This window comes from Fructilactobacillus sp. X8R1C1 (genome assembly GCF_059900945.1).
In genome coordinates, this window is record NZ_JBWXVH010000006.1 from 12,013 (window position 1) to 33,710 (window position 21,698).

Consider the following 21,698-nt stretch of genomic DNA (forward strand, 5'->3'; position numbering starts at 1 on the left):
ATGCGATTATCGCGTCTTGATCTATTTTATTTCTATTATTTTTTTAACCAATGATAGATTCCTCTAACAATCACGTATCCGACCGTCACAATCCATGCCAATACAGACAGAGCAACTACTGCCATGAAATGTGCTGGCTTTTGGTATCCAACCATCAGCTGATTCTGACCAGGTTTTTCTTTAACCGTTGCCGCTCCAATATCGGAAACACGATATTGATTACGACTAAGTTTGGCCCCGTTTAGTTTAACCGTCGAACTATGGTACAAAATTACCGGAACCGTCCGGTAGCCATTCTTAGTCTTACTGGCATCAGCGTTCCACTTAACGGTTAAATCACCATTATGGTCCACTTGTTTTTTAAAGCCATGATTATTCATGACATCAGCATGGTACTGCGATCCCACCGAATTAAAGTTAGGATGACCAGAATCATTTGGCAAGTAGTCCCCATTTGACTCAGAAACGTCACGCAAGGGTTTATCGAGGTTACCACTTATAAAGTCTAAGCGAACCTGTTTCACGCTCAAATTCTTCTTAAACGGACTCTTAGCTGGTGGCATGTACTTGCGTGGCGTCTCCACGTTTGGAAGGGCCCGAATCATGTTACGTTTAATCGGGGAACTCGTCGGGTTATGCCAAACATCTACACCATACTGAACGTTTGAATACGCAAACCAGAGCGCAACAACCGCCATAACGGATACCACAATTCCCATGAAAATCTTCATGTAGTTGTAACGAATATCACCGTGCGATGCACTTATTTTTTCGTACCAGTCACGACTAATCTGACTGATTGACATGAAGAAACCCACCATCAACAAAATTGCCGCATACGGAAAGAAACGGTATGGAAACTGGATGAAGTTCTGCATGTAGGTCCACTTCTCACCCATTGCGTTCCACGGCAGGATGGCAGATGAGACTAAGAGAAACAAGCTACCCACAATTGTGACCACGATGTTAGTCAGATTCTTCTTTTTGGCAATAATCATGTAACCTAACTGGAAGACACAAGTCAGTATCAGCACAATTCCAACTTCATTGGGTAGGTTATTATAAAAATTAAAATTAGCCGAATACGTACTCATGTCCTTCATCATAAATGGTGGCATAAGTTCGTTTTTCCCGAAAATGTTCAAGAAGCCAATGAAGTAGTTTCCAGCCAAAATCAACGTTAAGAGCACGTTCAACGCAATCTTCCCTAGATACTTCCACTTAGCTCGTGAGTGCCAAATGCCAACGATCGCAAATGGGACTAACATAATGACTGTGAACAAGGCACTCAAGATGTGCATCTCAAGTAAAATCGCAACGACTAACGCTAACGTCACGTGAATTTTCTTTGGCGAACCATCCAGCAAATCAAGGGCCACCATCACCGCAAACGGCAGGATGGCTGCACCCCAAGCTAGAAACTGCGCGTCAGTCTGCCAACCGGTAATGAAGTTCTGTGACAAATAAATAATGGCACCAGCTGTGGCAAAAAAACGATTGACTTTAACCCGGCGAAACAAGCCGTACGAACCCAGTCCGGCGATGACATATAGAACAAAACTTGTCACCAGCTGGAAGCTAAACCAACTCTTAGTCAATAACAAAACTGCGCCTAGGATAAATGCCATGTAAGGTCCATAAACCGCGTTGACTATTCGACCAGTCTGATTGAAGCCGTAGTTAGTCATGAAATAGTTGAAGTTGCTGGTCTGAAGCTGTTTTTCAACGTCATAAATGCGATTGAAATGAAAGAGCGAGTCATTTCCCAGTAGGATACTGTGTGAAAAGTACTGAATTGCAACCAAGAAAAGGGCAGCTAACAAAATTAAAAGAACCGCTAGCGTCGTTTTAGCATATTTATTCTTCTTCATGATTTCCTCTTATAAGTAATTGTGATTAACTTCTTAATTATCATCGATTATACACTAATCAATTGCCACAAAAAAAGACGGTTACCTATCGTACCGCCATTATTTCGCTATTTTTGATCAGAATTCTGTTGATCGGATTCCTTTTGGAGTTTCTTCTTCTGGTGAATGTAAACTAGCGCCATTACACAGACGATAAACGTCGTAAAGACCACTAGTAGCGCCAATAAAATCGTCCAGATTGAAGTTGGCTTGGTTAAAAAGTAAACCACGATAAAAATCACAACCAGTGGCGTTAAACCCCAGTTCGCAAAGTTATGCAGATTCTTAATCTTTTTGTTTAATGCTTCCTCTTTACTTTTTGACTCCATTAAAAAGACTCCTTTAATTTTCCCGTTTTGGTAGCAAAATCATGATGATCAGTCGTCCATGCGTTAAAAATTGCTGAATTTTGGGCCGCTTTAAATAAATTATCCTGTTGTTTCGTTTGAACTATTTTATCATTTTCAATCCGATTAAGCATGCTTGAACTTATCCCAAGAATTTTAGCAAATTTTCGAACCGTACAACCATATCGTCTCCGAACTTTTTTCACTTCGATTGGCGACATAAATCCCTTTATTTCACGATATTTATTAAAGGCGACACGCAAATTTTCTTCAGGATCATTAAAATCAACCCAAAGCTCACCTTCCGAATCTTTTAAATAATGCATTCTTAAAGTAATTGACTCATCTTTAACTTTGATTGTTTCAGTAGGAAAAACATCTTGATAAACGTCATATTTATTTAATTCTTCATTAAAGAGCTTACGTGTCATATAATTCACCTCATTTAAAATGATAATTTATTTCACGCTTGCTAATTTTCCACTTTCTTCTTTGTTCTTTTATATTTCTTACCACCAAACAAACCTCATGTTTATTAATAAATGTCAAAAATCAAACCACCTATAGTAGTTCAATTTAATTATAGCATATGTGTTTCTCTCAAAAAACATAACCATCAATTAAAAGACTACGCATTTTTATGAAATACGTAAAAAAATAGCATAAATCTGTTTTGAACTAAATTTACTCACAAAAAAAGCGCTCTGTAACTACTAGATTCACCCTAGTAATTACAAAACACTTCAATAAGCTTTATATAGAACTCTTCAAAAGGTTCTCACTAGAACCACGTTGACTTATCAGTTCCATGATTTGACCGGCAATCATAAACAGAGCAACATTATTTAAATAAAAGATATGATCTGTAAAAACACCCTCAACCAAAGTAATCAATACAACAATACCCAAACATGATGCAATTACAGTATTTTTAGAAAGTAACTTACATAATCCGATAGTAATTAAAATTATTACCATTACAAACACAATGTAGCCATCCATAAACAGCAATCTTGAAAAGCTAGAATCGATATAGAAGTAATGAAGAACGTCTCCTACTTCTCCACCATTGCCACGTTGTTTGATAAATTGTCCAAACATTCCAGGTGCATACTTTAAATATGCATTATGAACCAAAACTAACCTATTACTAAACAAACTATTTAACGCAAACCATATCTTATCATTTTTATAGAAAATCATTGATATAATTGTCCAAAATCCAATAAATATAGGCGTTAATTCAATAAATAACTTCCATAAATTACCCTTTATGTTAAATGAAAAACAAGATAACACTAAAACAATTAGTAAAGATATATTAAGTAATAAATCTGTTCTAGAATCAGTAATCCAATATATAGCAGTAGTAATACATGCCATTATCAATATAGAAAAAACCTTTCTCCTACGTTGTATTTGATTAATCAGTAAATAACAAGTCAAAGCAACATTTAAGAAAAACACTGCTGAAGATAATAATAAAGGGTAAATAAATCCTAAACTGTTTCTAATTAATCCATTCCTCGCAAATTGCAAATTAGGCAAAACACCAAATGCTGAAAGTACTATAACTACTCCTATAACACAGGATGAGACTATTATCTCAGTTCTAATAATTTCCTTTATTGATATATTTTTCATTCCAGCTAAAAAAATGACTACATATAATAAATTAAAGTCTTTTGCTAAATAACCACTTATAAAAACAAAAACAAATAATATAAAAATACTAATTAAATAAATTGGCTTTAAATCATCAATAAAAAATATTTTAAATACTATATAACATAAAGACACCAATAACAATAATCTTAAAACATGCCCAACAACTGGATAAATATTTACTATTACACTAGTTATAATCAGCACATTCAGTATTCCAATAATTAACGCACATAAATATAATGAAGATTCATTTTTTCTTAAAAAAGCCATTGAATCTTTTATCATTTCTCTGTTACAACCCCATTTATATTATTCTCATTTAATAATTTTATTTGTTTTTCTGAAGAACTATCATTAGGATCAATTTCTTTATGATTTTTATACTTAAAATCATATAAGTATGATTTTAAGGTCACTTTACTACCCACTGTTGCATTACTAATCACTGGCTGAGTAATTATTGTTCCACTAAAGGGATGAACAGGTGGCTGAACGTCCATACTAACTGGTTTATCCAACATTGAGACATAGATAGTTTGGTTTTTGTGCTTACCATTAACTTTAATTTCATACGAATAATTATCGTCTGTTTGATTAATATTACTAATAGTTCCTACCTCATGAAAGTTAGTTTTATTAGTTTGAACAATTTCATTAGGATCAACCACCTTCTTCTTAATGTACTTAGAAACTACAAAAAAGATCCCGATGAGTACAATTCCAATACAAACTAGCCATATACCAAATTTCTTATAGTTTTGTCTTATGCCATGGATATTTCCAACTTTATTATCATGATTGTAACTATTTCTGATCATAACATAGCCAATTACTAAAACAATAAATGCTACTAACAGTACTGAAAATATAAATAATTTATTGGCTAAAATTTCTGACATTTTATATATAAACCACTGCGTATTTGAATATTTGATAATACCACTCCTACTTATAATTAATAATACGATTAATGTATATATTAATTTTGATTAATAAACACGTTAATAACAAAGCTATTATAGCACAAGTCATTATATCACTTTCACTGATTTTGAATTAATACAATTTTAGTACATATACAGATAGCATACACTGATTTTCACAGTAAATTACGGATATTAAGAAATAAAAGTTAATTTCTTGCTAAATATAAAACACAAACCGCCTGAATTGAGTATAATTGTTACATAACTAATACAGAACTGGAGTGAGAGTAGTGAAGCTTTATTCATATTCATTTATTTCCCACAATTTCAATTTTACCAACTACATCTTTATTGGTTTAATCATTGTGATTGCGTTGGTCATCATTGGAACTGGGATCTTCTATTATCGAAATAGAAGTAATCTAAGATTTCGAAGCCTATTCATCCTAGTTACGATGTTAGGGGCACTGATTATCGCGATGCAGACGGGCCGAGTCTTTCAGCAAAAAAACGCTGATAGTCAAACTACTCAGACCGTCCAAATCATGAAAAACATCAGTAAACAGAAAAAAGTTCCGCTAAACCAGATGTATGCTAGTAGCAATAATCTGGTTGATGGAATGACGATTCAAGCGGGAAAAGACGCCTACGTGGTTCACTTCAATACTGACATGACCAACTACACGGTCACCCCAACAAAACTAGTATCTAAACCCAAGCATATCAACAAGGGTGGCTTCACGTGGAGTAGTAGTGACTCTCAATATTGGACCATCTTCTTGAAGTTCCTGATTGGATTCATCATGATTGTCTTACAGATTAACCTTTCTGGTAAGGGTAACCTGGCTCCGTCAAACGCCGTCGATCAACTCCAAAACTATATTCTTGGTGGAATTATTGGTGGTGTTATTTACAACCAAGACATCACTCCAATTCAATTTGTCATTATCCTGTTAATCTGGTCCGTCATCGTCTTCGCAAGTAAGTTCTTGACCGGAACGAGTAACACGCTGAATAAGTTGATCAACGGAAGTCCGCAGATACTGATTCTAAATGGTGTCGTAAACGTCAACCGTGCATTGCGGAACGGTCTAACTGCTAATCAGCTTGCTTTTAAACTCAGAACTCATGGGGTTAACGACTTTAAGGACGTTAAAAACGCCACCCTTGAAGAAAACGGCCAATTGACCGTAACGTTAAATGATGAACCTACCATGAACTACCCGATTATTACCGATGGTCAACTAAACGAAAACGTTGCTAAACGTCGTAACTTAAGTGACGATCAAGTTGAACAAATGTGTGAGAAACAGGGATGCACCATTCAGGACGTCTACTTAGGTCAATTTGGATCTAAGGGTGATCTAGACCTTGTGTTGTATCCAAGGAAGCGAAAAAATTTGAAGAAAACTAAATAGATAGTAAATAAATAAGCCTAATCCAGATGGATTGGGCTTATTTTTGTATATATATATATCGTTAAGGTAAAATATCCTTAACAAATGGAATCTTCTTAAGAAGATAAACTACTAATCCACAAACTACGTAAGTAAACATTGGCATAACCAGAATGTCAAGCCAACTACTGAAGGCCGTATGTGTAATGTGCATAAACAGTTTTAAGAAAAATGGATGTAAAATGTAAATACCTAAACTAACTGAAGCCATATTAGCTAACAATCTTTGAACTTTAGGTTTTACAAATATCGTATACGATTCAACAAAATATTTAATCCAAAGATATAAACCAATAACATACAAAAATAGCAAAGGACTACCATATTCTTTAAGATTATTAAGCCAATCAGGCAATCCTTTAAAAGTAAACAACGCAATGATAATAGAGATAATTAACGCAGCAAAAGCTATCCATTTGGTGATCTTTAGCCACTTTTCATCGAAGTATCCTACCTTAATCAAATAACCCATAATAAAGAATCCAACATAACTAGTAGAAGTAATTGGGAAAATATATGGAGATAAATCCATATGGAATAAGTTATTATTCAAATACAAAAACAAACTATTAAATAGAAAGTCTAATACTACAATGTAAAATAAAACATTTTTATGATTTTTAGAAAGCACCGATAAAATTGGCGTAAGTAAATACAATGCAATAATGCAGTAAAAGAACCAGAAAGCCCCATTAATGTTTCCAGAGAAAAAACTAGTAATAAAATCACCAATACTAGGGTCGTGATGGACAAAGTTAACATCTGGAAGTGGATTATTAAGCATTGAGTCAACTATATAGTAAACGATACTCCACACAAGCAATGGAACCACAACTCTAAAAAACCTCTTTTTAAAAAATACTTGTGTGTCATACTTCTCACGATACCCAAGTAATGTTGCTCCAGAATTCATTAAAAATAAAAAAACTGCTGGAACTGCAATTGTTCTGATAATAGAATCAAATACTCCTAATGCGTCATTATTATAATTCCACGATGAGTGGATAAATAATACAAATATAATAGCAATGATGTTAATAACATCAATATAAGTTAATCTCTTTTTCATAATTTCTCCTAAATTATGTAATATTTAACATAATTACAATTATATCAAACTTTTAACTAACAAAAAACACTAGTTAAGCATAATAAAAACGTGGAGAATGACTTCTTCACGTTTATTTACTTATATATTTATTTTTTCACGCTTCTCTTTTTAACAACTTTTTTATAAGTAATCCAACTAATTAATAAAATCCAACTGAGCAGACTAAACAACAGGGTAATGATTTGAACCACAGTCTTTTTGTAAACAATTTCAATATTGTTCGTTCCCCTTTTAATTGGAATATTAATAGCTTTATTTTTATCGACTTTAATCGGTACTTTTTTGTTATTTACATAAGCATGAAATCCAGGATAATAAATATTAGGAAGTCTTATACTAGCTAAATCTTTATTCGAATATAATTTATAACTGATCTCATTACACGAAGTTGAATATTTACCTTGCTTTAAGCTCATATATCTAGGATTCATTTTAGGAATTGAATGTTTAAATAAATCATCTCTAATAGGCTGAGAAACTTGAGGTAAATAATCTAATGTATCCCACATTGGACCAACCCTTTCAAATTGCTCTTTTGTCAAAACTTGTCTTCCTCCGTGCTTTAAATATTCCGTAGTTGAAGTTGCAAAACACATTCCAATAAAAGTAAGAAATAACATAAAAAGTACACTAAATTTCCTAGAAGAACTGATCAAATTTTCATTTATAACAACTTGAGCAGATTTGGCACCTAAAACCGCCAAAAGAAATGAAACAATCAGCATGAACCTAATTGGGAATTGCAGAAACTTCATTACATTTTGAAATAAGTTCCAAGGAAACAAATTAGTGGTTAGTAAACCAAAAATGATTAATCCTAATACTAAGTATCGGTATTCTCTATTTAAATGTTTCCATGCCAGACAAATCAAAATGATTGAAATTAATCCTAAAATTCCAATACCAGAAAGTTCAGTCCAATTGGTTACTGCATTATTATTTTGTAAGTAGTTAAAGAAGAAATTTTGCAAATTGATTGTAAACTTATCTAGTTGAAGGATAGACACAGAAATGTTTCCCACGTAATGCATATTTACTAATAATGGTATTAAGAAAAAGGAAGATAATAAGACAGTAACAACGGCTGATAAAGCTAAATTTCCAATTCTTATTAATTTGTCACGAAAACTATAATTGGTAAAGAAAACGTACAGAGCTAAGAAAAACACAAACATCGACACAATTAACAAAGAAACAATGTGAGTCATACAAATCAAAAACATCCCAATTGATAAGATGTACCACTTCTTATAGTTACCAAGAATGATTTGATAAACCCCATAAAACGCAATGGGTAGAAACATTAAAACCATTACCTGTGATATATCTTCATTATTAAATTGCCAAACAAAATTAAAACCTGATAATTCATAAATTAAAGCACCAATTACAGAAGCAATCTTCGAAATCTTTAATTTGCGACACAAAATAAACATCGATAAAAGAATCAAGAAGTTTACTATCAACGCAAAAATTAAATATGAAACCCATGCATCTTTAACAGCTAAATGAATGAAAATTTCAGGCAAAAAAGTAAAAATCGGATAAAACAAACTATTAGGATACCCAAAACTACTAAATGTTTTCGTATTTATATCTGGAAGTATCCAATTCCAATTTCCACTTTTTACGTTTAAATAATTTTCTTGAATGCTAGAAATATGAAATTGAAGATCAAATTGATTATAAACAACCCCACCATGAAAATACGGTAATATTAACAGCAAACTTATTAATGCGAAGAAAAGATATATTATTAAACTACTATGTTTATGTATATACATTTCCAATTTTTTTGTATTAATTTGATCCATCTCCTAAAATTATCTATTCATGTTACATGATAATAATATCAGAATTTTTAAAAAATAAGAAATTTAATTTTACATACAAAAAGAGCGTGAAGACAAAATCTTCACGCTCTTTTACGTATTATTCTATTTAAGAACTCTAAATCGCTTGCTATCATCCATGAAATCTTTTTCGCTAGCTGGGGTATTGATTGAACCAAAGTTCATCTCAGCCCTTAACTGCCAGTGATCCGGAATATCAAAAGTTGAAGCCACTTGAGCATTAATCAATGGGTCATAGTGTTGAATGTTAACACCAAGTCCATTCTCTTCAAGGCCAGTCCAAACGGCAAACTGAGCGTTTCCTTGTCCTTCTTCGGACCAGTTGTACATCTCGTATTGATAGGTCTTGAATTGACCTTGCAATTCTTTGACCTTATCCATATCAGTAAAGAATAAGATTGAGGCATAGGCATCCCTAAAAGTTGAGATTTTCGCTTTAGTTCGAAGGAACCCGTCGGCAGGTACCTTTTCTCTAAGCGCATCTTCAACGATATCCCACAACTTATCATGATTCTCGTTGAAAAGTATCACAGCTCGAACCGTCTGCCCATTAAAGGCACTTGGTGTGTATTTAATTAATTCCTTGATATAAGTATATAGATCGTCCTGTGAGAAAGGCACGTCCTTACCCAAGTCATAGATGGTCCGACGATTCTTCTCAAGATCTAAGAATTGTTTCTTTAATTCCATGTTCCAAAACTTCTTTCGTCAAATTTGATTCTTGGTCTTCCCCGTTGTCATTGCTTCGTGGAAGTTATCATAACTAACCTTAATCATGTCAACCGTGGCTGGCTTAGTCAGATAACCCATGTGCGGAGTAATAATAACATTTGGATAACGCTTCATCAATTCTAACACGTCTTTGTTTGGAAGATCATCTAATGAGTTGAATTCGTTACCGTCAATCTGATTCTCATCAATAATCACGTCAGCAGCGTAACCACCAATGTTACTACCCGACAATGCAATCGTAACGGCCTTGGTATCTACCAGTTCACCACGCGCCGTGTTAACTAAAATAGCGTTCCGTTTCATCTTGGCTAATTCTGGAGCCCCAATCATTTCATCATTTTCACCCGGTACATAAGGAACATGAAGTGAAACAATGTCCGACTTCTTTAACAATTCGTCTTCGTCAACGAAAGTCACATCTGGATTGTCATTTGGATGACGTTGATAGCCAAGCACATTGGCACCAAGATTGTGGTATAACTTGGCCTCCGCACTACCCATGTGACCAACTCCAATAATTCCAACGGTTGCATCATGAATTTCATTACTAAAATACGTTGGCAGGACCCGAAAGTCAGCGTTATTTGTATTTACCGTTGCCTGGGCAACGTGTCTGAAGAGGTCCATTCCCATCGTGAGTGCTAATTCGGCAACGGAGTATGGTGAATAACTGGGAACGTTAGCAACCATGATCCCGTCTGCTTCAGCAGCATCTAGGTCAATATTGTTGTACCCAACAAAACGGGTAAACAGATACTTAATTCCCATATCCTTGACCTTATCCAAGACATCTTTATCAGCGACACAGGAACCGTCAATCAGGATGGCATCCGTGCCCATTGCCTCGTCAACCGTATCAATCTTCAATGGTCTTTCAACCAAATTTAAATCAAAGTCATATGAATTTAAATCCACAAAGTATTCTTTTTCAAATGGCCTTACATCATAAGCAGTAATCTTTGCCATTATATCTCTCCTTAGTTTAATGGATGAAGTGGTTTTCCAGTCTCAATCACTTTTTGAAAGTTATCAAAACTAATCCGAACCATGTCCTTATTGGCTTCCTCGGTGAACGAACCCATGTGTGGCGTGACGATCACATTGGGATAGTTCTTCATTAGCTTCTTGTCTTCAGCATTAGGAACATCATCCAAACTATTGAATTCTTTACCCATAATCTGACCTTCATCTAGTAGGACATCGGTTCCATAACCACCAATTTCAAAGTTTTCAACGGCGTCAGCAACGGCGTTGTTATCAACCACACCGCCCCGAGCTGTATTGACCAGGATGGCATCGTTCTTCATCTGATCGAGTTCGGTCTTGCCAATTAATTTCTCCGTGCCAGAAGTGAGTGGAACGTGAATGGAAACAATATCCGATTTTGTAAGTAACTCATCCATGTCAACAAACTTAACGGAATGATTATCAGGATCAGCATGCCGTTGATAAGCCAAAACGTTTGCCCCAACCGCATCATACATCTGTGCTTCAGCCGTTCCAATCCTACCGGCACCAATGATTCCAACCGTTGAATCGTGAATCTCACGACTAAAGTACAATGGTAAGATACGAAAATCAGCGTCATGCGTGTTGGCGGTTGCTTGAGCAACATGTCTAAAAAGCGTCATTCCAAGGGTAAAAGCTAATCCAGCGACCGCATGTGGTGAATAGTCGGGCACATTAGCAACTTTAATGCCCTTTTCGGTTGCCCGCTTAATGTCAATGTTATTGACTCCGACTGAACGAGTAAACAAGTACTCAACGCCATAATCGGCTAAGTGGTCAACGATTGTACCATCAGCGTCACACATCCCGTCGATCAAAACCCCGTTTGATCCCTGAGCCTGACTTACATTGGCCATCGTTAACTTTTCATTGACAAACTTTAAGTCAAATTCTGTTTGATTATAATCTTCAAAGTATTGCTTCTGCATCGCATCAGCATGGTAAATTGTTATTTTAAACATTAAACTATCTCCTTATCTTAACAACCCAATTATGAATTAAATCGTGGTTAAAATGCAATTCTTTTCTCTTATTAAATGCTAAAATGTTCATAACCAATCAGAGGAGAATAGTATGGCAAACAAATTTAATAATTTTCACAAAACTCAAGTTAAACGAATCGTTGTAATGGCATTGGTAATGATCATCCTGGTCATCGCTGGTATTTACGCAATCCTAACGAAATAAAAAGGCGACTTTTCAAAAAAGTCGTCTTTTTTCACGCAGATTTTTATTGAGCCGTGTATCCACCATCGACCACTAACTCACTACCAGTCGTGAATTCAGATTCATCAGAAGCCAAGTAAACCGCTGCGTATGCGATGTCTTCTGGTTTACCTAGGTGTCCCATTGGCGTTTTAGAACGTTGTGATACATATTTAGCAAAATCAGGCTTAATTAGTGGGGTTTGAATGCCACCCGGATGAATTGAATTGACCCGAATGCCATAATCTTTTAGTGCACAATCAATTGCTGCGGATTTCGACATCATCCGAACGCCACCTTTAGCCGCACAGTATGCTCCTAAACCAGGGTCGCCAACTAAGCCTTCGATCGATGACATATTCACAATTGAAGCACCAACGTTCTTGTTTTTCATTTGCTTGATGCCTTCACGCATTCCGTAAAAGACTCCGTCAAGATCAATACTTAAAACTTTGTGCCATTCTTCGGTCGTAGTATCTTCAATGGATTTCCCGATAGCAATCCCAGCATTGTTAACTAAGGTAGTTACTTGTCCAAAATCTTTTTCGGTTTCTTCAAACACCTCTGGCCAACGATCTGGGTCAGAAACATCTTGGGTAATAAATTTTACTGAATCAGGATAAGTTTTATTAATTTCATCAGCGGCTTGACGGCCTTTATCCTCATTACGTCCGGTAATGGTAACCTTAGCCCCTTCTTTTGCAAACATCTTAGCAATGGCGTAACCAATTCCATGAGTTCCACCAGTAACAACTGCAACTTTGTTCTTTAATCTGTTTGTCATATTTATCCCTCCATTACTTAGTCATTTACCGACTTAACTGTATCATGAACCCTTATAAACGCACACAAAAAGGCTCATGACTTTCATCATGAGCCTTCCGCGCTAAAACTAATTTAGTACCAGTTATTACTTTCCCAATGTTTCTTAGCATTTTGCCATGAACCATAACGATCATGAACGTAGTTGTCAGCAGTACGTTCTTGATTCTCCTTCGAGTAATCCCCGTGAAGGTAAGTCTTAGTCAATTGATACTTGCCATACACTTGTGGATTAGTTGGATTCTCAGCATGATACTCACCACGTGATTCATGATAAGCAATCCAATTCTTAGCTGTCATCTCTGACGGACTTAATTTCGACACTGAACTTTCTGATTTTATAACTTTGACAGGTTTATTGGCGTGTGGTGCTTTTCGAAATTTGACTAGCTTATTAACGGTGGTGTAGCGCGATGAATCAGCATTAACATTAGCGCGTGAGCTATTTGCGACTGCTATGCCCGTGGTAAAAATAGCTGTAACGCTAACTGCTGTAAGAATAATATGTTTCCACTCCATTTTGTTCCTCCTCTCAACAGTCAATACATTAAGGGGAAAAAATTTCAATAATATTAGTAAAATATTACACGGATGTTAAAAAACATTGCAGAAATGGGAATTTAGTATTATATAGTATTCAAAAATTGATTCAATGCTTCTTGCCAAGATGGAATTTTAAACCCAGTATTTTCTACTTTAGTCAAATCCATAACTGAGTGACGCGGACGATATGCTTTTTGTGGAAATTCATCTGAAGTAACTGGTAAAATTTTAATCTGTTTGTCTTTTAGTATTTCTTTTGCAAACTCATACCAACTTGCTTCACCTTCATTAGACAATTGATATATTCCATAAGGAAGGTTATTTTTAACAGCAAAACACATGAATTCTGATAATGTTTTTGTCCATGTTGGACGTCCAACTTGATCATTAACCACTCTTAAAACATCGTGATTTTCTGCTAGATTACGCATTGTATATACAAAATTATTGCCATATTTACCAAATACCCATGACGTCCTAATAATGTAATACTTGGTACAAATTTCTTGAACTGCCCTTTCACCAAGTCTCTTTTGCTTCCCATATTCATTTTTAGGATTTGGCTCACTGGTTGGTAAATATTTATTAGGATTTGTTCCATCAAAAACGTAATCTGTACTTACATATATCAAAGTTGCTTTCACACTTTCACTAGCTTTAGCAACATATTCTGTGCCAAGAAAATTAACTTTTTCATTTGTCAATTTCCCTGGATCTTCTTCAGCACCATCAACATTAGTATAAGCAGCACAGTCAAAAACAACTTGAGGTTTATTCAATTTAAAGAATTTCATTACATTTTCAGAATTTGTTATATCTAGTTCTTTAGATGATACAGCATCAAATTGAACATTTCTACTTTCTAGCAAATCACATAATTCATGTCCTAATTGTCCCGTTGATCCAATAACTAAAATTTCACTCATACAGATACTCCATTTTTAATTATTAATAATTATTGACCATTTTCAATATATTTTGTCTCAACTTTATTTTTATTAGGCTTCCACCAATTCTCATTATTTGAATACCAATCAATGGTTTTTTGAAGTCCATCTTTAAAGTTAGTATACTTTGGCTCCCAACCAAGTTCATTTCTTAATTTCGATGAATCAATAGCATATCTCATATCATGTCCAGGTCGATCTTTAACAAGCTCATAATCATCTGAGGACTTTCCCATCATTTGAAGAATCATTTCTAAGACGTGCTTGTTATCCATTTCACCATTTGCACCAATTAAATAGGTTTCACCAATACGTCCTTTAGTCAAAATATCCCAAACCGCACGGGAATGATCTTCAGTATAAATCCAATCACGAACATTTTCGCCAGACCCATATAATTTAGGTTTAATTCCACTTAAAATATTTGTAATTTGTCTTGGAATAAATTTTTCAATATATTATATGGTCCATAATTATTTGAACAATTTGAAATTGTTGCTTTTAACCCAAATGAACGAACCCATGCTCGAACAAGCAAATCTGAGCTGGCTTTTGACGAAGAATACGGGCTACTTGGTCTATATGGTGAGCCTGGAGTGAATTTTTCACCTTTTCCTTCACCATGTCCTGGCAAGTCTTTTCTCAGAGGTAAATCACCATATACTTCATCAGTAGAGATATGATGATATCTAATTCCATGTTTACGACAAGCTTGAATTAATCGATAAGTACCCAATATATTAGTTTTAATAAAAGGATCTGGATCAATTAAAGAGTTATCATTATGCGTTTCTGCAGCATAATTCACAACCGCATCAACATCTCTAACAACCTTATCATCCATCCATTCATCACAAATATCTCCTAGAATAAACTTAACTCGATCATCAGGTAAATCTGCTAAATTTTCTTTATTTCCCGCATAAGTTAGTTTATCTAGGACAGTAACATGCACATTAGGATGATTATTAATTATATAATGTACAAAATTCGATCCAATAAATCCAGCTCCACCAGCAACTAGTATGTTCTTAGGTTCAATCATTATAAGCCCTCATTTCACAATTAAATTTCACCATATACAAAAGGATTATCTTTTTCAAATTCTACAAAGGTGGGTAATTTCGCATCTTTTTCTGAAATTATAGCTTGGTCGAAATCAATTGGCCAATCAATATTTAAATCTGGATCTTTGAAAGTAATTCCACCATCAGCTTGAGGAGCGTAATATCCATCACATTTATAACAAAAATTAACATTATCAGTAAGAGTAACAAAACCATGGGCAAAACCTTTAGGAACAAATAATTGACGATGATTACTTTCAGAAATTATAAATCCATCCCATTTTTTATATGTAGGAGATCCCTTACGAATATCAACGATTACGTCTAAAACAGCTCCAGTTACTACACGAATTAACTTAGTTTGAGAATACTTGCCACGTTGAAAATGTAATCCACGTAGTACACCTGCTTGGCTTGACAATGATTGATTATCTTGAATAAAGTTAGTAGTAATACCCGCCTCATTAAAATCTTTTTCTGAATATGTTTCACTAAAGAACCCACGATTATCACCATGAATGGTAGGTTCAATAATTTTAGCATCAGTTAATTTAGTATTTAAAACTTTAATTTGTGACATACTATTCTCCTTATTTGTTAATTAATCTCAATAAATATTTACCATAATCATTCTTTTTTAAGGGTTGTGCTAATTTTTCTACCTGATCAGCATCAATATAATGCATACGATAAGCTATCTCTTCCAAACATGATATTTTTAGATTCTGATTATTTTCGACAGTATAAACATAATTAGCAGCTTGAAGTAATGAATCATGAGTTCCAGTATCTAACCATGCAAAACCACGATCTAAGAGTCTGACATTAAGCTTGTTTTTATCTAAGTAAGCCTTATTAACATCGGTAATTTCCAATTCTCCACGAGCTGATGGCTTGATACTTTTTGCAATATTAATCACATCGTTATCATAAAAATATAATCCAGTTACAGCAAAATCACTTTTAGGATGTTTAGGTTTTTCTTCAATGGAGACTGCACGCATATCATCATCAAAATCAACAACTCCAAACCGTTCTGGGTCTTTAACGTGATAACCAAATACAGTAGCACCGTCAGTTATATTAGCAGCAGATTGAAGAATACCAGATAATCCACTTCCATAGAAAATATTATCACCTAAAACTAAACATACAGGGTCTTTTCCAATAAAGTCTTCTCCCACTATGAATGCCTCTGCTAGTCCATTTGGATGTTGTTGAATGGCATATGAAATATTAATGCCAAGTGAAGAACCATCTCCCAACAATTGTTCAAATAGTGGAGTATTCTCTGGAGTAGAAATGACTAAAATATCCTTTATACCAGCCAACATTAATGTAGAAAGCGGATAGTATATCATGGGCTTATCATACACAGGAATTAATTGCTTTGATGTTGCTTTGGTTATTGGATAAAGTCTTGTTCCAGACCCACCAGCTAAAATTATACCTTTCATTACCTAATAATCTCCTAAAAAAAGCTTTGAGTTTTTTCTTTTTCAATTAATCTTGGATTTTCTCCAGTAATACCTTTAAAAGCATCACCCATACCATTCATCATGTTCTTAAATCTTTCTCTTCTATTTGAACAAAATACTAATTCAAATATTACATGCTTAAATACTTTATATGCCCACCACGAAGATGTGTTTTTTAAGAAACTATGATTTCTAATTAAAGTCGTCAAATTTCTAAAATAATAATAAGTCCTAGTTGGAGAGGAAATATCTCTTCCCAATACTTTTGTAACATTTAACGTTTGATGATTGATAGGTATATCATTATCAATTGCAATCAAATAGCCATTTTTAATGGCTCTCCAACACCATTCATAATCAACAAACTCAATAAATAACTTAGCATCCATTAGTCCAACATCTTTTAAAACCTCAGATGGTATCATCGAGCCTGAAGAAATAACTTGATCAACATACGAAATCTTTCTTTTACCCTTAGAATCATTTACACATGGAGAGATTGATGCAATTCTTTCTTTATTATCTAATGAATTATAGTCAAAAACCATTTTATTTATATTATCTTTGGTCATATAACTATCTTGATCAAAAAAAACAATTCCATCAACATCATTAATAATTTGTTTTATACCGATGTTTTGTGCATTGGCAATTCCAGTATTCTTAAATAATGGGATATATTCAACATTCATATCACTCAATTCTTCTCTTAAATCATCATTCAATGAGTTGTCTATCACTACAACTTTATCAAAAGCGCCTTCATAAATACTTAAATTATTTAACAAATCATTTGAATCAGGATTATATGTAACGATGACACAACCTAATGAAAATTCCATATTATCTCTCCTTACTATAAACACAATGTTTACTTTGGTTGCCATAAATTACTGAGCAAAAATATCGTATGCAGAAACCGATAATAAAAATTAATTTCCAATAATGATTCCAGAAGGAAGAAAATATTCACTCAATTATTATTTCGAAAATAACATTCATAGCATGATACAAACAATTTGAATACAACTTAAAAAGTAAAATAAAACAACGAGGACACTAAAAAACATAATAAAAAAAGAAGATATTATTAAAAATCATTTTCTAATGAACAATTAATTAATAAAAACTTTTATATAATTAAAAGCTTTTATTTTTAGTGCGATTCTATTTATTTTTTTATAAATTATTATTTTTAATGTTAATAAAGTTTTGAAAAAACTCATCATCATCTACATTATACCTTATTCCGTCAATAATTCCTCTAAACATATAAAGGAATTTTTTGAATTTTGGTTTTGAAAAGATTATTAATTTTCTCAATTGAAAAATTGTAGAGACTACTTGAATAACTGGTTTATGTTTTGATTTATCAGGATATCTCTTAGCATAAACAATTTGATTTCTTTCTATATAATACTCTCTCAATACACCATGATTCGATAATTCATTATTTAAATGTAGTAATTTAAATAGTATCGGTTTATTCATGGGAGTCCCAACTTCATGTTCCATCATGGCATATTTGGTTTCCCAAATCTTGTATCCACAAATTTTTAAACGAGCGTCAAAATCGTAATCAACCCAATCAATAAACATCCAATTATCAAATCCATTGACTTTATGCCAAGCATCAATACGAATTAAATTTCCTGAAGAAATAGCTTCTTTTACTTCAACCATGTCTATCTGATTCATATTTAAATTATTTGGCAAGAAAATAGTGTTTTTTGAAGATCTTGAGGAATACTGTAAAGTTAAAATTCCGCTATCTTGACTATGAAATTGTGTTGAATTAGTCAAATAATTGATTGAATTGGGAGGAATAACTGAATCTTGATCAAGCATAAAAGCCCACTGAAATCCTTCCTTTTTTAAAATCTTCATTCCATAATTTTGAGCAAATGCAATTCCATAGTTATATTTAAGATCATAAACAAATACATTTTGATATTGCTTTATTAATTTTTTTATTTCCTCTATATTGCTAGATCCATTATCAACAACCACAACACTTGTAACTTGCTCTTTAACTGCTTCAATATTATCTTTTAAGAGATGAATAGATGGATTGTATGTAATAACAATGGAGCCAATTCTATTTGCGTATTTAAAGTCACAATTTGTCATCTTTCCACTCATATTTTTCACCCAAACAATCTAGCTTAATGCATTTTCTGCCCTTTTTATAGCATCCACGGTAAAATGGCCATCTCGTAATTCTTTAGAAACATGATAAGCATTTTTACACATCACATCAAATTCTTCATCTGACACATTATTTAAAATTTTATTTAAATCATCTAAACTTGATACTGTTATTCCTACCTTATTATTTCTAACAAAACTACTAATTGCAGCCTTGTCCCATACTATCAAGGGCATTCCTTCACTAAGATAAGATGATGCTTTATATGGATTATTAAATTTTAAATAATTTCCTACCATACCCGATACGGTCTTATAATCGTCTCCGTCCCATACTAATCCAAAACCCTTTCCAAGGTTAACACTCAATTCCTCAGGGGTTAAAGATCCATGGTATTTTAAGCTATTATTTATTATTTGGTTCTTATTCTTGTTTCCATAAACGTCAACATGCAGTGGATTACGCACCTCAAAATCAGATAAAAATGGAGACTTAGTTAAATTCCCCGCAAATGTGATATTATTCTTATAGTTTTTATTATTTGGCTTACATTTTGAATTATTTAAATAATCAAAAATATTTAAATTGACAACCGGTTTTTCGAATCCATTTTTATTTAATTCACTTGTCATGAACTCGTTTGGAGAAATTACAACATCAAATTTGTTCAAAGCATTGGATTCTTCTTTAATATCTGAATACACTCCTGTACTCATTCTCAATGAATTAACATCATGAATAAAAGCAATAACTTTTATTCCTCTTTTATGTAACTCATTAACTAAAATGTTCTCAAATTTTCTACCAGAATCTATAGGGTAATGAACAACAACAATATCGCCAATTTTAAATGATACTTTACTAAAAGCATTTTTAATTCTTGATGAAACAAAAAAATTAGCATCAATAATATGAGGATGCAATTTATTAATAAATAATAGTTTATAACCACATTTTTCTACTAAAATTTTGTTAATGTCAGACTTGGGCTTAGTAGAAGCATCATTAAACTTCCTCCTTGCCACATCAACTATATACTTATTCATCTTTTCTCCTAGAGCTTACTTTACTTATTATTACCGAAACAAGATTTGGTTTTAATATTAAAATAATCAATACATAAATTATTATCCCCAAACAAATTTCAAAAATAAGATTCATCCATTTTACTTGTAAAAATTTATTCAATATGAGTATAGAAAGAAACATTAAAAATCCTGAAGTTAAATATTTGAAAAATCCCCGATATAATTTTTTAAAATCAATCTGACCTTTTATAGCATATAACTGAATACTAGTTACGCTTGCTTCTGACAAAACCGTTGCAATTGCTGTACCAACTGCTCCCCACAGTAAAATCAAAGGAACATTGGCAACGATATTAACAATTGCACCAATAATGACCGAATAATTGTAGGCTTTATTTTGGTTTGTTGGCACAAGATACTGGACTCCGATAGCATTGCTCCAAGCAATAAAAACAACCACAATAGATTCAATCATCATTAAAGGAATAACAGGTAAAAATTTGTGAGTAAAAAATAATGGTACAAAAGTTGGTGCAACTGCCGCAATTCCAAACGCCATCGGCACAGACAAAGAAGTAACAAATTCAAAACTTTGATATAAATATCTCTTTACCCTTCCACGTTCCCCTCTCATGAATGCATTTGCCACATGTGGAAGCATAACAGTTCCAGTCGCGGTAACGACCGCTAATGATAATTTAACAATCTTATCGGATTGATCAAAGTAACCAGCCGCCGTAACGGAGGTCATTGCCCCCAGCATCGTCTTATTAACCACTAAATAGATCTGAGTGGCAATCTCAGGAACGAATAAAACCATTGATGGCCAAAAATGCCTAAACCAGTGAAAGCTTTTCCAATCGACTTTCCCTAAATATCCTTTCAAACTTGGAAATAAAGTCAAGTTTCCAATTAAAAGTGACATAGAAAGAATAAATATATATAACCATAAGTCACTATACGATTTTATAAATACAAAAATACTAATAAGTGTAATTATTTTAACAACAAAATTTCTTAATACCGTTACTCTAAAATTTTCCACCCCTTGAAAGAACCAGGAAATATCAAAAGCTGCCGCAAGCAATGAGAAAGATTGCGCAATATAATAACTATGATAACGATGAACGAGAGCTAAAAAAATAAAAAAGGCGATGTAAGCAATACCAATTGTTACTATTCGCATAAAGAATATTTCATAAAACGTATTGGTTAGTTTTTGCTTATTGTTTCGCACATACGCAATCTGCCGATTACCGTAGAGTGCGACCCCAACACTTCCAAAAATAATAAAGTATTGGATATTAGCATTTGTATATGAATTAATACCAACTCCTTGTGGTCCCAAAACACGGGCCAGATAAGGAGTGGTGATTAAGGGAACTATCAACACGAATAGTTGATAAGACGCGTTATACAAATAATTCTTAATTACTTTACCCAAAT

The 21,698-nt window shown here is 33.5% G+C and carries 20 protein-coding genes and 1 pseudogene; 1 reads left to right on the top strand and 20 read right to left on the bottom strand.

Translation table 11 applies throughout. From position 1 onward, the window contains the following. Window positions 1-35: 35 nt before the first annotated feature. The 5 genes from AC6UD1_RS06285 to AC6UD1_RS06305 form a co-directional block, all read right to left on the bottom strand. Complete coding sequence (locus tag AC6UD1_RS06285) at window positions 36-1,871, bottom strand: putative glycosyltransferase family protein (protein ID WP_500707590.1); 1,836 nt, start codon at window positions 1,869-1,871, stop codon at window positions 36-38. A gap of 107 nt (window positions 1,872-1,978) precedes the next feature. Next, window positions 1,979-2,239, bottom strand: a complete 261-nt coding sequence (locus tag AC6UD1_RS06290) for a hypothetical protein (protein ID WP_500696409.1) — start codon at window positions 2,237-2,239, stop codon at window positions 1,979-1,981. After that, window positions 2,239-2,688, bottom strand: coding sequence for a helix-turn-helix domain-containing protein (locus AC6UD1_RS06295; protein WP_500707591.1), 450 nt, complete (start codon window positions 2,686-2,688; stop codon window positions 2,239-2,241). Before AC6UD1_RS06295 ends, AC6UD1_RS06290 begins: the two co-directional genes overlap by 1 nt. Window positions 2,689-3,010: 322 nt before the next feature. Continuing rightward, entirely contained in the window at window positions 3,011-4,210 is a 1,200-nt protein-coding gene (locus AC6UD1_RS06300; RefSeq protein WP_500707592.1) for a hypothetical protein, read from the bottom strand. Next, on the bottom strand, window positions 4,207-4,824 hold the full coding sequence (locus tag AC6UD1_RS06305) for a hypothetical protein (protein WP_500707593.1): 618 nt from the start codon (window positions 4,822-4,824) through the stop codon (window positions 4,207-4,209). The genes AC6UD1_RS06300 and AC6UD1_RS06305 overlap by 4 nt, the downstream gene beginning before the upstream one ends. A 317-nt stretch (window positions 4,825-5,141) precedes the next feature. On the opposite strand from AC6UD1_RS06305, the gene AC6UD1_RS06310 reads away from it, so the two are divergent. Next, window positions 5,142-6,269 carry a DUF3290 family protein gene (locus AC6UD1_RS06310; RefSeq protein ID WP_500707594.1) on the top strand — a complete coding sequence of 376 codons (1,128 nt, stop codon included), beginning with the start codon at window positions 5,142-5,144 and terminating at the stop codon, window positions 6,267-6,269. A gap of 61 nt (window positions 6,270-6,330) precedes the next feature. On the opposite strand, the gene AC6UD1_RS06315 is transcribed toward AC6UD1_RS06310, so the two are convergent. From AC6UD1_RS06315 to AC6UD1_RS06385, 15 genes and pseudogenes are all read right to left on the bottom strand, one after another. Then, entirely contained in the window at window positions 6,331-7,377 is a 1,047-nt protein-coding gene (locus AC6UD1_RS06315) for an acyltransferase (RefSeq protein WP_500707595.1), read from the bottom strand. A gap of 128 nt (window positions 7,378-7,505) precedes the next feature. Then, entirely contained in the window at window positions 7,506-9,233 is a 1,728-nt protein-coding gene (locus AC6UD1_RS06320) for a YfhO family protein (protein WP_500707596.1), read from the bottom strand. A gap of 123 nt (window positions 9,234-9,356) precedes the next feature. Next, the gene (locus tag AC6UD1_RS06325) at window positions 9,357-9,962 is read right to left on the bottom strand and encodes a nitroreductase family protein (RefSeq protein WP_500707597.1); all 606 of its coding nucleotides are present in this window, start codon (window positions 9,960-9,962) and stop codon (window positions 9,357-9,359) included. Window positions 9,963-9,980: 18 nt separating this feature from the next. After that, window positions 9,981-10,970: an NAD(P)-dependent oxidoreductase gene (locus AC6UD1_RS06330; protein ID WP_500696398.1), complete on the bottom strand. Its 990-nt coding sequence runs from the start codon at window positions 10,968-10,970 to the stop codon at window positions 9,981-9,983. A gap of 11 nt (window positions 10,971-10,981) precedes the next feature. Continuing rightward, a complete protein-coding gene (locus AC6UD1_RS06335; RefSeq protein ID WP_500707598.1) occupies window positions 10,982-11,974 on the bottom strand; it encodes an NAD(P)-dependent oxidoreductase in 993 nt (330 codons plus the stop codon). 269 nt (window positions 11,975-12,243) lie between these two features. Further along, complete coding sequence (locus tag AC6UD1_RS06340) at window positions 12,244-13,002, bottom strand: NADP-dependent (R)-specific alcohol dehydrogenase (protein ID WP_500707599.1); 759 nt, start codon at window positions 13,000-13,002, stop codon at window positions 12,244-12,246. A gap of 113 nt (window positions 13,003-13,115) precedes the next feature. Next, window positions 13,116-13,559 carry an aggregation-promoting factor C-terminal-like domain-containing protein gene (locus AC6UD1_RS06345; RefSeq protein WP_500693341.1) on the bottom strand — a complete coding sequence of 148 codons (444 nt, stop codon included), beginning with the start codon at window positions 13,557-13,559 and terminating at the stop codon, window positions 13,116-13,118. Window positions 13,560-13,666: 107 nt separating this feature from the next. Further along, window positions 13,667-14,509, bottom strand: a complete 843-nt coding sequence (rfbD, locus tag AC6UD1_RS06350; RefSeq protein ID WP_500707600.1) for a dTDP-4-dehydrorhamnose reductase — start codon at window positions 14,507-14,509, stop codon at window positions 13,667-13,669. A gap of 29 nt (window positions 14,510-14,538) precedes the next feature. Continuing rightward, window positions 14,539-15,575 (bottom strand): annotated as a pseudogene (rfbB, locus tag AC6UD1_RS06355) (dTDP-glucose 4,6-dehydratase). 20 nt (window positions 15,576-15,595) lie between these two features. Next, window positions 15,596-16,168, bottom strand: a complete 573-nt coding sequence (gene rfbC, locus AC6UD1_RS06360; protein ID WP_500707692.1) for a dTDP-4-dehydrorhamnose 3,5-epimerase — start codon at window positions 16,166-16,168, stop codon at window positions 15,596-15,598. A gap of 19 nt (window positions 16,169-16,187) precedes the next feature. Then, window positions 16,188-17,054 carry a glucose-1-phosphate thymidylyltransferase RfbA gene (gene rfbA, locus AC6UD1_RS06365; RefSeq protein WP_500707601.1) on the bottom strand — a complete coding sequence of 289 codons (867 nt, stop codon included), beginning with the start codon at window positions 17,052-17,054 and terminating at the stop codon, window positions 16,188-16,190. A 14-nt stretch (window positions 17,055-17,068) separates the two neighbouring features. Then, window positions 17,069-17,917 (bottom strand): glycosyltransferase family 2 protein, encoded by an 849-nt coding sequence (locus tag AC6UD1_RS06370; protein WP_500707602.1) that lies wholly within the window; start codon window positions 17,915-17,917, stop codon window positions 17,069-17,071. Window positions 17,918-18,254: 337 nt separating this feature from the next. Beyond that, window positions 18,255-19,217: a glycosyltransferase gene (locus tag AC6UD1_RS06375; protein ID WP_500707603.1), complete on the bottom strand. Its 963-nt coding sequence runs from the start codon at window positions 19,215-19,217 to the stop codon at window positions 18,255-18,257. 18 nt (window positions 19,218-19,235) lie between these two features. Further along, window positions 19,236-20,270: a glycosyltransferase gene (locus AC6UD1_RS06380; protein WP_500707604.1), complete on the bottom strand. Its 1,035-nt coding sequence runs from the start codon at window positions 20,268-20,270 to the stop codon at window positions 19,236-19,238. Beyond that, entirely contained in the window at window positions 20,263-21,696 is a 1,434-nt protein-coding gene (locus AC6UD1_RS06385) for a flippase (RefSeq protein WP_500707605.1), read from the bottom strand. Before AC6UD1_RS06385 ends, AC6UD1_RS06380 begins: the two co-directional genes overlap by 8 nt. Between the last annotated feature and the right edge of the window lie 2 nt (window positions 21,697-21,698).

Coding starts and splice junctions, on each gene's coding strand:
- AC6UD1_RS06380 (WP_500707604.1), bottom strand. CDS start 20,270: ATGAATAAGTATATAGTTGATGTGGCAAGGAGGAAGTTTAATGATGCT.
- rfbD (WP_500707600.1), bottom strand. CDS start 14,509: ATGAGTGAAATTTTAGTTATTGGATCAACGGGACAATTAGGACATGAA.
- AC6UD1_RS06335 (WP_500707598.1), bottom strand. CDS start 11,974: ATGTTTAAAATAACAATTTACCATGCTGATGCGATGCAGAAGCAATAC.
- AC6UD1_RS06285 (WP_500707590.1), bottom strand. CDS start 1,871: ATGAAGAAGAATAAATATGCTAAAACGACGCTAGCGGTTCTTTTAATT.
- AC6UD1_RS06340 (WP_500707599.1), bottom strand. CDS start 13,002: ATGACAAACAGATTAAAGAACAAAGTTGCAGTTGTTACTGGTGGAACT.
- AC6UD1_RS06375 (WP_500707603.1), bottom strand. CDS start 19,217: ATGAGTGGAAAGATGACAAATTGTGACTTTAAATACGCAAATAGAATT.
- AC6UD1_RS06315 (WP_500707595.1), bottom strand. CDS start 7,377: ATGAAAAAGAGATTAACTTATATTGATGTTATTAACATCATTGCTATT.
- AC6UD1_RS06305 (WP_500707593.1), bottom strand. CDS start 4,824: ATGTCAGAAATTTTAGCCAATAAATTATTTATATTTTCAGTACTGTTA.
- AC6UD1_RS06295 (WP_500707591.1), bottom strand. CDS start 2,688: ATGACACGTAAGCTCTTTAATGAAGAATTAAATAAATATGACGTTTAT.
- AC6UD1_RS06290 (WP_500696409.1), bottom strand. CDS start 2,239: ATGGAGTCAAAAAGTAAAGAGGAAGCATTAAACAAAAAGATTAAGAAT.
- AC6UD1_RS06325 (WP_500707597.1), bottom strand. CDS start 9,962: ATGGAATTAAAGAAACAATTCTTAGATCTTGAGAAGAATCGTCGGACC.
- AC6UD1_RS06345 (WP_500693341.1), bottom strand. CDS start 13,559: ATGGAGTGGAAACATATTATTCTTACAGCAGTTAGCGTTACAGCTATT.
- rfbA (WP_500707601.1), bottom strand. CDS start 17,054: ATGAAAGGTATAATTTTAGCTGGTGGGTCTGGAACAAGACTTTATCCA.
- AC6UD1_RS06370 (WP_500707602.1), bottom strand. CDS start 17,917: ATGGAATTTTCATTAGGTTGTGTCATCGTTACATATAATCCTGATTCA.
- AC6UD1_RS06300 (WP_500707592.1), bottom strand. CDS start 4,210: ATGATAAAAGATTCAATGGCTTTTTTAAGAAAAAATGAATCTTCATTA.
- AC6UD1_RS06330 (WP_500696398.1), bottom strand. CDS start 10,970: ATGGCAAAGATTACTGCTTATGATGTAAGGCCATTTGAAAAAGAATAC.
- AC6UD1_RS06320 (WP_500707596.1), bottom strand. CDS start 9,233: ATGGATCAAATTAATACAAAAAAATTGGAAATGTATATACATAAACAT.